The following is a 14,312-nucleotide window of genomic DNA, read 5'->3' on the forward strand; positions in this document are numbered from 1 at the left end:
ACCTCGGTCTTAAAGCGAAGCCAACTCGGTCTCCGCCTCGACAGCCTTCGCCACTTTCAACCGGCGCATCTGCTCACAGCCCCACAACACCCGCTCCGGAGTCGCCGGTGCGTCGATTTTCGGTTGATGCCTGTAATCACCCAGGCTCGCCACGGCGTCCTTGATCGCACACCACGAAGCGATGCCGAGCATGAACGGCGGCTCGCCCACGGCTTTGGAGTGGAACACCGTGTCTTCCGGGTTCTTGCGGTTTTCCACCAGCTTCACCCGCAGGTCCAGCGGCATGTCCGCCACGGCCGGGATCTTGTAGCTGGCCGGGCCGTTGGTCATCAGCTTGCCCTTGTTGTTCCACACCAGCTCTTCCATGGTCAGCCAGCCCATGCCCTGGATGAAACCGCCCTCGACCTGACCGATGTCGATGGCCGGGTTCAGCGAGGCGCCGACGTCGTGGAGGATGTCAGTGCGCAGCATCTTGTATTCGCCGGTCAGGGTATCGACCAGCACTTCGCAGCACGCCGCGCCAAAGGCGAAGTAGTAGAACGGCCGACCACGGGCCTGGCTGCGGTCGTAATAGATTTTCGGGGTCTTGTAGAACCCGGTGCTCGACAGCGACACCTGGGCGAAATACGCCTGCTGGATCAACGCTTCGAAGGTCAGGATGTGATCGCGGACCCGCACGTGGCCGTTGTGGAACTCCACGTCTTCTTCGCTGACCTTGTACTGGCGCGCGGCGAATTCCACCAGGCGCTGCTTGATGGTTTCGGCGGCGTTCTGCGCAGCCTTGCCGTTCAGGTCGGCACCGCTGGACGCGGCAGTCGGCGAGGTGTTCGGCACTTTGTCGGTGTTGGTCGCGGTGATCTGTACGCGGTCCATTTCCACCTGGAACACTTCGGCCACGACCTGCGCGACCTTGGTGTTCAGGCCCTGGCCCATTTCGGTGCCGCCGTGGTTCAGGTGGATGCTGCCGTCGGTGTAGACGTGCACCAGAGCACCGGCCTGGTTGAGGAAGCTGGCGGTGAAGGAAATGCCGAACTTCACCGGGGTCAGCGCCAGGCCTTTTTTCAGGATCGGGCTGTTGGCGTTGTAGCGACGGATTGCTTCGCGACGTTCGGCGTACTGGCTGCTTTCTTCCAGTTCGGCGGTCATCTCCTCGAGCATGTTGTGCTCGACGGTCTGGTAGTAGTGGGTGACGTTGCGCTCGGTCTTGCCGTAGTAGTTGGCCTTGCGCACGGCCAAAGGATCCAGGGCCAGATGGCGGGAGATGGCGTCCATCACTTCTTCGATGGCGACCATGCCTTGCGGTCCGCCGAAACCACGGTAGGCGGTGTTCGACGCGGTGTTGGTCTTGCAGCGGTGACCGTTGATGGTCGCGTCGCCCAGGTAATACGAATTGTCCGAGTGGAACATTGCGCGGTCGACGATCGACGCCGACAGGTCAGGGGAGCAACCGCAGTTGCCGGCCAGTTCCAGGTTGATGCCGTGCAGGCGGCCGGTGCTGTCGAAGCCGACGTCGTACTCGACATAGAAGGGGTGACGCTTGCCGGTCATCAGCATGTCTTCGACCCGCGGCAGGCGCATCTTGGTCGGCTGGCCGGTGAGGTGCGCGATCACCGCGCACAGGCACGCGGGGCTCGCCGCCTGGGTTTCCTTGCCGCCGAAACCACCGCCCATGCGGCGCATGTCGACGACGATCTTGTTCATCGACACGTCCAGTACTTCGGCCACCAGCTTCTGTACTTCGGTGGGGTTCTGCGTGGAGCAGTAGACGATCATGCCGCCGTCTTCGGTCGGCATCACCGAAGAGATCTGGGTTTCCAGGTAGAAGTGCTCCTGGCCGCCGATGTGCAGGGTGCCCTGGATGCGGTGCTCGGCAGTGGCCAACGCCGTGGCCGAATCGCCGCGCTTGTGGGTGTGGCTGTCGAGTACGAAGTGGCGCTTGCGCAGGGCTTCGACCACGTCCAGCACAGGTTCCAGATCTTCATATTCGATGATCGCGGCCATGGCCGCCTTGCGCGCGGTTTCCAGGTCTTTCGCGGCAACGGCGACCACCGGCTGGCCGACGAACTGCACGGTGTCGATCGCCAGCAGCGGATCGCCCGGCAGCAACGGACCGATGTCCTTCAGGCCCGGCACGTCTTCGTGGGTGATGGCGATGCGCACGCCTTCGAAGGCGTAGCAGGGCGAGGTGTCGATGCTGATGATCCGGGCGTGGGCACGGTCCGACATGCGCGCATATACGTGCAACTGGTTCGGGAATTCCAGGCGATCGTCGATGTACTGCGCTTCACCGGCGACATGCTTGGCGGCGCTGTCGTGCTTGACGGCGCGGCCGACACCGGTGGTCAGGTCCTTGGCGAACAGTTCAGCCAATTCGGCTTGGGTCTTCTCTACGGCGTGATGATTAGACATAAGCGGTCACCCGGGTCTCGATGTGCGGTGTTTGCAGTTCGATGAAGTATTTGCGCAGCAGGTTCTGCGCGCTGAGCAGGCGATATTCCTTGCTGGCGCGGAAGTCCGAGAGCGGCGTGAAGTCTTCGCCCAGGGCGGCGCAGGCGCGTTCGACAGTAGCGTTGTTGAAGGGCGAGCCGAGCAGCGCGGCTTCGCAGGCGGCGGCGCGTTTCGGGATGGCCGCCATGCCGCCGAAGGCGACGCGGGCTTCAGCGACCACGCCGTTTTCCAGGCGAATGTTGAAGGCAGCACACACGGCGGAAATGTCATCGTCCAGGCGCTTGGAAACCTTGTAGGCGCGGAACAGTTTTTCGACGCTGGCGCGGGGCACGATGATCTTCTCGATGAACTCGCTTTCCTGGCGCGCCGTGACGCGGTAATCGATGAAGTAATCTTCCAGCGCCAGGGTGCGGCGGGTTTCGCCTTTGCACAGCACGATTTGCGCGCCGAGGGCGATCAGCAGGGGCGGCGAGTCACCAATCGGCGAGGCGTTGCCGATGTTGCCGCCCAGGGTGCCCTGATTGCGGATCTGCAGGGACGCAAAGCGGTGCAGCAATTCACCGAAGTCCGGGTACTCGGCGTTCAGGGCTTCGTAGCAATCGGAAAGGGCGGTGGCGGCGCCGATTTCCAGGCGATCGTCAAAGCGCTCGATGCGTTTCATCTCGGCGACGTTGCCGACGTAGATCATCACCGGAAGTGTGCGGTGGAACTGCGTGACTTCCAGCGCCAGGTCGGTACCGCCAGCCAGCAGGCGGGCCTGTGGATAGGCGTCGTAGAGGTCGGCCAGGTCGGCCACGGTCAGCGGCACCAGGCAGCGTTTGTCGCCGCTGTTGAGTTCGCCGATATCGGTTGGGGCAATGGCTTTGAGGCGCGCGATGGTGTCGGCCTCGCGGGCGTCGAACTGGTCCGGCTGCTTGCCACAGCAGGACTGCTCGGCGGCTTCCAGGATCGGACGGTAACCGGTGCAGCGGCAAAGATTGCCGGCCAGTGCTTCGTGGGCCTTGGCATGATCCGGTGCATCGCTGTTCTTTTGCAGGGCAAACAGCGACATCACGAAGCCGGGGGTGCAGAAGCCGCATTGCGAGCCGTGGCACTCGACCATGGCTTTCTGCACGCTGTGCAGTTCACCTTTGTGCTTGAGGTCTTCAACGCTGATCAGTTGTTTGCCGTGCAGGGACGATACGAATGTCAGGCATGAGTTGAGGCTGCGATAGCGAATGTGTTCGCGGCCTTCGTCATCGGTCTGCAATTCGCCGACGACCACGGTGCAGGCGCCGCAGTCACCGCTGGCGCAGCCTTCTTTGGTGCCGGGTTTGCCCACATGGTCGCGCAGATAATTGAGCACGGTCAGGTTCGGGTCCAGGGCGTGCTCGCTACGGAGTTCCTGGTTTAGTAAAAACTGGATCACGGAAGGCCTCGCAGACTCATTATTGTTGTTAACCGATAGGAACCGAATTTAGCAGGTCTGACTTTTCGGTCAATGATTTTCTGACTTAAGGGTCAGGAAATTGCATTTTGTCGATCAACCCCTTGTTCCTTAATTATTGTCGTTGGTTCGATAGCCTGCTTTTTTGCTTGAATCGTGCCAAAAACCTCCGGGCGGGCACTGCGCCCTGACGCAGCAATTGCGCTACACTGCGCCGCTTGTACAGATCAAAGAGTTTGAAGGACAACCATGACGTTCAAGGCGCCGGACAGCCTCGCCGAGCAAATCGCTCACCACCTCGCCGAACGCATCATTCGCGGCGAAATGAAGCCCGGGGAGCGCATCCAGGAACAGAAGGTCACGCTGGCCCTCAATGTCAGCCGTGGTTCGGTCCGCGAGGCCTTGCTGATCCTCGAGCGTCGGCACCTGATCGCGATCCTGCCGCGACGTGGCGCCCACGTCACCGAGCTCACGCCGCACAAGGTGCAGAGCCTGTGCACGCTGATGAGCGAGATGTACATCCTGCTGGCCAACGCCGTGGCCAGCGGCTGGAAAGTCCAGGCCGACCTGGCGCCGTTCGTGCAGATCCAGCAGCGCCTGACCGCCAGCTACGAGCGCCAGGACATCCACACCTTCGTCGACGACAGTTTCAGCGTGATGCGCGCCACGTACGGGTTTGCCAACAACCCGTACCTGCAGGAAACCGTCGAGAATCTGCAGCCGGCCATGAGCCGTGCCTATTTCCTTGCCCTGGACCAGCGCAAGGCGTCGATGAGCGAATACCTGGAGCTGTTCGAACGCCTGCTCGCGGCCGTGATCGCCCGTGACTTTGCACAGATCCGCACCGTGCTGACCGCCTACGGCCAGCGCAGTTGCGATCTGGTGATCTCCGCCCTGACGGACGCCTGAGCGTGCGGCTCAAATGCATCAAGCTGGCGGGGTTCAAGTCCTTCGTCGATCCGACCACGGTGAACTTCCCCAGCAACATGGCGGCGGTGGTCGGGCCCAATGGCTGCGGCAAATCGAACATCATCGACGCCGTTCGCTGGGTAATGGGTGAGAGTTCGGCGAAGAACCTCCGTGGCGAGTCAATGACCGACGTCATCTTCAACGGCTCCACCAGCCGCAAGCCGGTGAGCCAGGCGAGCATCGAACTGGTGTTCGATAACTCCGACGGCACCCTGCTTGGCGAATACGCCGCCTACGCGGAAATTTCCATTCGCCGCAAAGTGACGCGCGACAGCCAGACCACCTATTACCTCAACGGCACCAAGTGCCGGCGTCGTGACATCACCGACATCTTCCTCGGCACCGGCCTTGGCCCGCGCAGCTACTCGATCATTGAGCAGGGGATGATCTCCAAACTGATCGAGTCCAAGCCCGAAGACCTGCGCAACTTCATCGAAGAAGCGGCGGGCATCTCCAAGTACAAGGAGCGCCGGCGCGAAACCGAAAACCGCATCCGTCGTACCCACGAGAACCTGGAGCGCCTGACCGACCTGCGCGAAGAGTTGACGCGTCAGCTCGAGCGCTTGCATCGCCAGGCCGAGGCCGCCAAGAAATACCAGGAATACAAGGGCGAGGAGCGCCAGCTCAAGGCGCAACTGTCGGCCCTGCGCTGGCAGGCGTTGAACGATCAGGTCGGCCAGCGTGAAGCGATCATCGGCAACCAGGAGGTTTCCTTCGAAGCCCTGGTGGCCGAACAGCGCAATGCCGACGCGAGCATCGAGCGCCTGCGTGACGGGCACCATGACCTGTCGGAACGCTTCAATCTGGTGCAAGGGCGCTTCTACTCGGTCGGCGGTGACATTGCCCGGGTCGAGCAGAGCATCCAGCACGGCCAGCAACGCTTGCGGCAATTGCAGGACGACCTCAAGGAAGCCGAGCGCGCACGCCTGGAAACCGAATCCCACCTCGGTCATGACCGCACGCTGCTGCTGACCCTGGGCGAAGAGCTGGACATGCTGACCCCGGAACAGGAAGTCACCAGCGCCGCCGCCGAAGAGGCCGCCGCCGCGCTGGAAGAATCCGAAACCACCATGCATGGCTGGCAGGAGCAGTGGGATACGTTCAACCTCACCGCCGCCGAACCGCGCCGTCAGGCCGAAGTCCAGCAATCGCGGATCCAGCAGCTGGAAACCAGCCTGGAGCGCCTGGCCGATCGTCAGAAGCGCCTGGGCGAAGAGCGCGCCTTGCTCTCGGCGGACCCGGAAGACGCGGCGATCATGGAGCTCAGCGAGCAACTCGCCGAGTCCGAGGCGACCCTCGAGGATTTGCAGACCAGTGAAGAGGCTCAGGTCGAAAAGCTCGAGCAACTGCGCCAGCAATTACAGCAAACGCTGACGGCGCAACAACAGGCCCAGGGCGATTTGCAGCGGCTCAATGGTCGACTGGCTTCGCTCGAAGCCTTGCAGCAAGCCGCGCTCGATCCGGGCACCGGCACCGCTGAATGGCTGCGCGAACAGAACCTGGCGAATCGCCCGCGTCTGGCCGAAGGCCTGAAGGTCGAGGCCGGTTGGGAGCTGGCGGTGGAAACCGTGCTCGGTGCCGACCTGCAAGCGGTGCTGGTGGACGACTTCAACGATTTCGATTTGTCGGGCTTTGCCCAGGGCGACTTGCGCTTGCTCAGCCCGGCCGGCGATGGCGTACGGGTGCCGGGCAGCCTGCTGGACAAGGTCGAGGCGCAGATCGATCTGTCGCCATGGCTGGGGCAGGTCAAGCCGGTCGACAGCCTTGAGCAGGCCTTGGCCTTGCGCGGGCAATTGGCTGCCGGGCAGAGCCTGATCAGCCGTGACGGTTACTGGGTCGGTCGGCATTTTTTGCGCGTGCGTCGGGCCAGTGAAGCGGAAAGCGGCGTGCTCGCCCGTGGTCAGGAAATCCAGCAACTGGGCCTTGAGCGCGAAGAGCGCGAAGCCGCCGTCGAAACCCTGGAAACCCAACTGCAGAATCTCAGGGCGCAGCAGCGTCAGCAGGAAAACGGCCGCGAACATTTGCGCCGCTTGCTGCAAGACGAAGCCCGCCAGCAAGGTGAATTGAAAGCCCAGCTGTCGGCCGGAAAAGCCAAGGCCGAGCAATTGACCCTGCGCCGTACTCGCCTCGACGAAGAGCTCATCGAGCTGGATGAGCAGCGCGCGCTGGAGCACGAAAACATCGGTGAAGCGCGCCTGCAACTGCAGGAAGCCCTCGACAGCATGGCGCTGGACACCGAGCAGCGCGAGCTGTTGCTGGCCCAGCGCGACAGTTTGCGCGAGCGCCTGGATCGGGTGCGGCAGGAAGCGCGACAACACAAGGATCACGCCCATCAGTTGGCGGTGCGCCTGGGTTCGCTCAAGGCGCAGCACGATTCGACTCGCCAGGCGCTGGAGCGTCTGGAGATGCAGTCCGAACGCCTGACCGAAAAGCGCGAACAACTGAGCCTCAATCTGGAGGAGGGCGAAGCCCCCCTGGAAGAGCTGCGCCTGAAACTCGAGGAGTTGCTCGACAAGCGCATGACCGTTGACGAGGAACTCAAGACCGCGCAGATCGCCCTCGAAGACGCCGACCGCGAATTGCGCGACGCCGAGAAGCGCCGCAGCCAGGCCGAACAGCAATCCCAGTTGATTCGCAGCCAGCTCGAAACCCAGCGCATGGAATGGCAAGCCCTGACCGTACGCCGCAAGACCTTGCAGGACCAGTTGCTGGAAGACGGCTACGATCTCCACGGCGTACTCGCGACATTGACCGCCGAGGCCAGCGAGAAGGAAGCCGAGGATGAACTCGAGCGCATCGCCGCGCGAATTCAGCGTCTGGGCGCGATCAACCTGGCGGCCATCGATGAGTACCAGCAACAATCGGAGCGTAAACGTTATCTGGATGCCCAGGACGCCGATCTGGTGGAAGCGCTTGAAACCCTTGAGAACGTGATTCGCAAGATCGACAAGGAAACCCGCAACCGCTTCAAGGATACCTTTGATCAGATCAATGGCGGTTTACAGGCGCTTTTCCCAAAAGTTTTCGGTGGAGGCCGCGCGTATTTGGAACTGACGGGCGAAGATCTACTCGATACAGGGGTGACAATCATGGCGCAGCCGCCCGGAAAGAAGAACAGCACCATCCATTTGCTCTCCGGTGGCGAAAAAGCCCTGACCGCATTGGCCCTGGTTTTTGCGATCTTCAAGTTGAATCCGGCGCCGTTCTGCATGCTCGATGAAGTTGACGCGCCACTGGATGACGCTAACGTTGGACGCTACGCAAAATTGGTTAAAGAGATGTCGCAGTCAGTGCAGTTCATCTATATCACCCACAACAAGATCGCCATGGAAATGGCCGATCAACTGATGGGGGTGACGATGCACGAACCCGGTTGTTCACGTCTGGTGGCGGTGGATGTCGAGGAGGCGATGGCGATGGTGGATGCCTGAGTCGTGGTTGCAGGAAGGCGTGTTTATGGGTTGTAGGACTCTTTTCCTCGCTTCGACTTGCTGGCCAATCGACATATTCGCGCTAGCCAAGGTGGTAGACGGTGTAAAGTTGCCTTTGGTCGTGCTAGTTTAATGTCAATTTTTCGTATACGTGGGCAAAACGCCTGTCAGAACATAGAGTTGGCGCCACGTTTTAAAGCGGTTTGCAGGTTGTAAACCCCTTATTTTTCAGCATTTTTTATAGAGGCACGGGATTACATGGAAATCGGTCTGCGCGAGTGGCTGATCGTCATCGGCATTATTGTCATTGCCGGTATTCTTTTTGATGGCTGGCGCCGTATGCGCGGCGGCAAGGGAAAACTGAAATTCCGCCTTGACCGAAGTCTGTCCAACCTGCCGGACGAGGACAGCAGCGCCGAGCTGCTGGGCCCGCCGCGCGTGCTGGATACGCATAAAGAGCCGCAACTGGACGAGCAGGACCTGCCGTCGGTGAGCATGCCGGCCCGCGAGCCTCGTGAATCGGGCTCCAAGCGCGGCAAGCGTGGCCACAGCGAACCGTCCCAGGGCGACATGAACCTAAGCCTGGATCTGGATGGCGGCCCGAGCTTCAGCAGTCGCGACGACGATTTCCCGGATGACACCAAGTCTTCGCCTGCGCACAGCGAAAAAGATCAGCCGCAAGCTGAAGAAGTGCTGGTGATCAGCGTGATCTGCCGCGACGCTGCCGGCTTCAAGGGCCCGGCGCTGTTGCAGAACATTCTGGAAAGCGGCCTGCGTTTTGGCGAGATGGATATTTTCCACCGTCACGAAAGCATGGCGGGCAACGGCGAGGTGCTGTTCTCCATGGCCAACGCCGTCAAGCCGGGCGTATTCGACCTGGACGACATCGACCACTTCAGCACCCCGGCGGTAAGTTTCTTCCTGGGGCTGCCAGGCCCTCGCCATCCGAAGCAAGCCTTCGACGTGATGGTGGCCGCAGCGCGCAAATTGTCCCAGGAGCTCAACGGCGAACTGAAGGACGACCAGCGCAGCGTACTGACTGCCCAGACGATTGAGCACTACCGTCAGCGCATCGTCGAATTCGAACGCCGCGCCCTGACCCAGAAGCGCTAATTCAAACGGAGCTCTCTATGTCAGGAGAGCTTTTGTGGCGAAGGGGTAAACCCCCTCGCCACAAATGCAGCCCCTTGCCGGGCCGAAATATGAAAATTGAGCAGCCTCGGCTGCTCTTTTGCTTTACGAGAGAACACCCATGACCGCCGCCAAGAACCGCATTTTAGAGCTGCGCGCTGAGCTGGATCAGCACAACTATCGCTATCACGTGCTCGACGAGCCGAGCATTCCGGACGTCGAATACGACCGCTTGTTCAACGAGCTCAAGGCGCTGGAAGCGGCCCATCCCGAGCTGATCACCAGCGACTCGCCCACCCAGCGAGTGGGCAGCGCGGCGCTGTCGGCGTTTACCCAGGTGCGTCACGAAGTGCCGATGCTCAGCCTCGGCAACGCCTTCGAAGAAACCGACATGCGTGAGTTCGACCGCCGGGTGATCGAAGGTCTGGACTTGCCGGCGGGCGACCTGTTCGGTGGCGGCGCAACAGTCGAATACAGCTGCGAGCCCAAGCTCGATGGTCTGGCCGTCAGCCTGTTGTACCAGGATGGCCTCCTGGTGCGCGGCGCCACGCGTGGCGACGGTACGACAGGCGAAGACATCAGCGTCAACGTGCGCACCGTGCGCAACATTCCGCTCAAGCTGCACGGTACTGGCTGGCCGGCGACCCTGGAAGTGCGCGGCGAAGTGTTCATGTCCAAGGCCGGTTTCGAACGGCTCAACGCCACGCAAATGGAAGTCGGCGGCAAGACTTTCGCCAACCCGCGCAACGCAGCAGCGGGCAGCTTGCGCCAGCTGGATTCGAAGATCACCGCCAACCGTCCACTGGAATTCTGCTGCTACGGCATCGGCCAGGTGTCGGCGGACATTGCCGATACGCACATCGGCAATTTGCAGCAACTCAAGGCTTGGGGCATGCCGATCAGCCATGAGTTGAAGCTGGCGCAGGGTATCGCCGAGTGCCTGGATTACTATCGCGACATCGGTGAGCGGCGCAATGCGCTGCCCTATGAAATCGACGGCGTGGTGTTCAAGGTCAACAGCATCGCTTCGCAGCGCGAACTGGGTTTTCGCGCCCGTGAGCCGCGCTGGGCCATCGCCCACAAATTCCCGGCGATGGAAGAGCTCACCGAACTGCTCGATGTGGAATTCCAGGTCGGCCGCACCGGTGCGGTGACACCAGTGGCGCGTCTGAAGCCGGTCAAGGTCGCGGGCGTCACGGTGGCCAATGCCACGCTGCATAACATGGACGAAGTGGCGCGCCTGGGCCTGATGATCGGCGACACGGTGATCATTCGCCGCGCCGGTGACGTGATTCCGCAAGTGGTGCAGGTGGTCCTGGAGCGTCGTCCGGAAAACGCCCGGCCGGTGCAGATCCCGGAGCAGTGCCCGGTGTGTGGCTCCCATGTCGAGCGCACACAACTGATCAAGCGCAGCAAGGGTCGCGAGACGGTCAGCGAAGGCGCGGTGTACCGCTGCGTCGGTCGCCTGGCCTGTGGCGCGCAACTCAAGCAGGCCATCATTCACTTTGTTTCCCGTCGAGCCATGGACATCGAAGGCCTGGGCGAGAAGAGCGTCGAGCAACTGGTCGACGAAGGCCTGGTGAGTTCGCCGGCCGATCTGTACGCCCTGACGTTCGAGCAGATCGTCGATCTGGAAGGCTTTGCCGAGCTGTCGAGCAAGAACCTGCTCGGCGCCATTGAAGACAGCAAGAAGCCGGGGTTGGCGCGGTTCATCTACGCCCTGGGAATTCCCGATGTCGGCGAGGAAACGGCCAAGGTTTTGGCGCGCTCCCTAGGTTCGCTGGAACGGGTGCAGCAGGCCTTGCCACTAGTGCTTACGGAGTTGCCGGATATTGGATTGGAAGTGGCACATGAAATACACAGCTTTTTCAAAGACGCACACAATCAGAAGGTTATTGCTGATTTGCTTGAGTACGGTCTAGAGATTCAGGATCAAGGTGAATTGGCCGCTTCACTAACTGCCAGTACGACGTTTGCTGGCTTTATCGATAAGTTGCATATCCCTTCAGTTGGGCCCGGTGGCGCTAAAAAGTTGGCGGAAAAGTTTGATGGGTTAGATCAAATCTTCGCGGCTCAGCTTTTTGATTTGAGGCAAACTTTGCCAGAAAAGCAGGCGAATTCTGTTTTTGATTACTTTGCTAACGACGAAAATAAAGAAAAAACTATATCGGCGTCGACGCAACTGCAGGAATTAGGTATGCACTGGGATAGCCAGAAAAAGGTCGTCGAAGGCCTGCCGCTGGCCGGGCAGACCTGGGTGCTGACCGGTTCGCTGGAGCTGATGAGCCGCGATGTGGCCAAGGACAAACTCGAAAGCCTGGGGGCCAAGGTCGCCGGCTCCGTGTCGGCCAAGACCCATTGCGTGGTCGCAGGGCCGGGCGCCGGTTCGAAGTTGACCAAGGCCAATGAGCTGGGGTTGAAGGTGCTGGATGAAGAGGCGTTTGTCGAGTTTCTGCGCGAGCACGATATTTCGGTGTGAAGCCATTCGCGAGCAAGCCCGCTCCCACATTTAACCGAGTTCTTCCTGAAAGAATCCGATCGAATGTGGGAGCGGGCTTGCTCGCGAAGGCGATTTCAGCACCTTGGCAGAAAGCCGGAACAATCAACTCTCGGAAATGATCTAGTCTTGGCAAGCCCCAGGAAGAGATCGCCATGCACCCTTTCTTCGAACAGCTCAGTTCGCGCATCGCTGCACCGTTCATGGGCGAAAGCTCGCGCAACAGCAAAGTCTGGTCCTGTCGTTGCGGGCAGTCGCTGTTCTTTCGCAACAGCCAGTGCCTGGCGTGTTCAGCAGCCCTTGGGTATCAGCCTGAGCAAAGTCGTTTATCTTCCCTGCAACCGGGCGAGCGCCCCGACACCTGGTGGCTCGACGCCGATCCGCAGGCGGGCGCGTTCCGCCGCTGTGCCAACCTCGATTCACCGGCTGCGTGCAACTGGCTGCTTGCGGCCAATCACCACGAAACCTTGTGCATGGCCTGTAGCTTGAATCGCACGATTCCCGACCTGTCGATCACCGAAAATCACGAGCGCTGGCGCAAGGTGGAAACCGCAAAGCGGCGCCTGGTCGCACAACTGGTCAGCCTGGGGTTGCGGGTGATTCCCAGGAAAGTCGATGAAGAGGCTGGCCTTGCCTTCGATTTCATCGGCGTCGACCTTGAAGGCAAGCCGCCGACCACGGGCCACGCCAACGGCCTGATCACCCTCGATATCAAGGAGGCGGACGACGCGCACCGCGAGCAGGTGCGGGTGCAAATGCACGAACCCTATCGCACGTTGCTCGGGCATTTTCGTCACGAGGTCGGGCATTACTACTGGGACCGATTGATCGCCCATAGCCATTGGCTTGAGCCGTTTCGCGGCTTGTTTGGCGATGAGCGCGCGAGCTACGCCGATGCCCTCGAACGGCATTATCAGCAGGGTGCGCCGCTCGACTGGCAGCAGCACTGCGTCAGCGCCTACGCGACCATGCACCCGTGGGAAGACTGGGCGGAAACCTGGGCGCATTACCTGCACATGATGGACGCCGTGGACACCGCGCTGGGGTTTGGCATGAGCGCCCGGGAAATGGACTTCGACTATCAGCCGTTTCCACCCCAAACCCTCTACGATCCGCAGCATCCCGGCGGCGCGGCTTTTTTGTCGTTCGTCAACGCCTGGATCGAACTGGCCGGCATGCTCAACGAGCTGTCACGCAGCATGGGGCAGCCGGATTTCTACCCCTTCGTCCTGCCGCCTGCTGTCGTTGCCAAGCTGCATTTCATTCACCTGGTGATTCAGCAGGCGGGCGGCAGGGCGGATGCGGTGCTTGAGGCGCAATAGCAAGTGCTTGAAGCCCCTCATGTTTTTAATCCGAAACCAACGGTTGTAACTTCGCCTCAGATAGGTACAATGGCGCGGCTCGCCGACAGGTGAGCGTCGTTATGGTGACCCTATCGGTCCCCCCGCAACGATCAGCCGTGAACCCGGTCAGGCCTGGAAGGGAGCAGCCGCAGCGGTGACATTGTGTGCCGGGGTGTGGCTGGTAGGGTTACCACCTTAACGCCACGCGAGTGTTCTCTCGCGTTATCTTCTTGAATACAGACTTTCGCTAGCTGCCAGGATCTTCTCCGGGGCGGTTTTTCGTCGTTTGCGGTTTATCCACAGCCGCAGGCTCGCCACCGATATACAGCCGAACAATTTCATCGATCTCCCCGGACATCTTCATCCGCGCCAGGGTGCGCAGAATGCTCTGCACCGGGACCTGTGGGTCGTTGCGAACGTAGCAACCGAGACGGTTTTCCTGCAGTACTGCCACGCTTTGCAGTTGCTGCTGCGGCAGCAGGCGGTGATTGAACCAGTCCAGGCTCCATTGATTGCTGACGGCATAGCGATTGCGGCCGGCCAGGAGTTTTTCCAGCACTTGTTCCTGATTGCGCGCATCGTCGCGTTGCAGTTGGCCGCTGTCGAACAGCGGCTGCAGGGTCGGGTAGCTGTAGCCCAGCACGGTGCCTATGGGCTGTTGCAGTAAGTCGGCGGGTTTGACTGCGTCGGGCGGCGCATGCCGGGTGATCAGCACGTCAGGCTGAGTGAAGAGCGGGATGCTCCAGAGATAATCGCCAGGCTGTTCAGGCAGCCACGATTGCGCGGCATAACAGCGGACATCGACCTCGCCTTGCTCCATGGCGCCTTGTATGCGCCTGCGGGGCAATACGTGGAATTCGGCCGGTACGCCGACCTGGGTCGCGAGGCTGAGCATCATGTCATAGAGGATGCCCTGGGTCGGTTTGCCCCGCTCAAGCTGCACCATGGGCATGCTCCAGCTGTCGGTTATCACGAAGCGCAGCGGTGCTGGCGCCGCCGCGACGTCCAGGCTGATCAACAGCAATGCCCCCAAGGCCAGCCGCATAAACACTCCGTTAAATGCCTGT

At 61.0% G+C, this 14,312-nt stretch carries 8 protein-coding genes and 1 other RNA gene; 6 read left to right on the top strand and 3 right to left on the bottom strand.

Annotated elements, in window-relative coordinates:
- Positions 1-9: 9 nt before the first annotated feature.
- Together xdhB and xdhA are read right to left on the bottom strand one after the other, a co-directional pair.
- The gene (gene xdhB, locus ACXX83_RS05265; RefSeq protein ID WP_458547743.1) at positions 10-2,409 is read right to left on the bottom strand and encodes a xanthine dehydrogenase molybdopterin binding subunit; all 2,400 of its coding nucleotides are present in this window, start codon (positions 2,407-2,409) and stop codon (positions 10-12) included.
- Positions 2,402-3,856: a xanthine dehydrogenase small subunit gene (xdhA, locus tag ACXX83_RS05270; protein ID WP_095965186.1), complete on the bottom strand. Its 1,455-nt coding sequence runs from the start codon at positions 3,854-3,856 to the stop codon at positions 2,402-2,404. The genes xdhB and xdhA overlap by 8 nt, the downstream gene beginning before the upstream one ends.
- 267 nt (positions 3,857-4,123) lie before the next feature.
- On the opposite strand from xdhA, the gene ACXX83_RS05275 reads away from it, so the two are divergent.
- The 6 genes from ACXX83_RS05275 to ffs all read left to right on the top strand — a co-directional run bounded on the left by ACXX83_RS05275 (position 4,124) and on the right by ffs (position 13,432).
- Positions 4,124-4,783: a GntR family transcriptional regulator gene (locus tag ACXX83_RS05275; protein WP_095965188.1), complete on the top strand. Its 660-nt coding sequence runs from the start codon at positions 4,124-4,126 to the stop codon at positions 4,781-4,783.
- A 2-nt stretch (positions 4,784-4,785) separates the two neighbouring features.
- Positions 4,786-8,274 carry a chromosome segregation protein SMC gene (smc, locus tag ACXX83_RS05280; protein ID WP_458547744.1) on the top strand — a complete coding sequence of 1,163 codons (3,489 nt, stop codon included), beginning with the start codon at positions 4,786-4,788 and terminating at the stop codon, positions 8,272-8,274.
- Between the two features lie 258 nt (positions 8,275-8,532).
- Entirely contained in the window at positions 8,533-9,387 is an 855-nt protein-coding gene (zipA, locus tag ACXX83_RS05285) for a cell division protein ZipA (protein WP_007971469.1), read from the top strand.
- Positions 9,388-9,526: 139 nt separating this feature from the next.
- A complete protein-coding gene (gene ligA, locus ACXX83_RS05290) occupies positions 9,527-11,884 on the top strand; it encodes an NAD-dependent DNA ligase LigA (RefSeq protein ID WP_458547745.1) in 2,358 nt (785 codons plus the stop codon).
- A 173-nt stretch (positions 11,885-12,057) separates the two neighbouring features.
- The gene (locus ACXX83_RS05295; RefSeq protein ID WP_458547746.1) at positions 12,058-13,224 is read left to right on the top strand and encodes a zinc-binding metallopeptidase family protein; all 1,167 of its coding nucleotides are present in this window, start codon (positions 12,058-12,060) and stop codon (positions 13,222-13,224) included.
- A gap of 111 nt (positions 13,225-13,335) precedes the next feature.
- An RNA gene (gene ffs, locus ACXX83_RS05300) (signal recognition particle sRNA small type) lies at positions 13,336-13,432 on the top strand.
- 60 nt (positions 13,433-13,492) lie between these two features.
- Here the strand turns inward: ffs and ACXX83_RS05305 are convergent.
- Positions 13,493-14,290 (bottom strand): substrate-binding periplasmic protein, encoded by a 798-nt coding sequence (locus ACXX83_RS05305; protein WP_458547747.1) that lies wholly within the window; start codon positions 14,288-14,290, stop codon positions 13,493-13,495.
- Positions 14,291-14,312: the final 22 nt, after the last annotated feature.

It is taken from the genome of Pseudomonas sp. GNP012, from assembly GCF_054343835.1.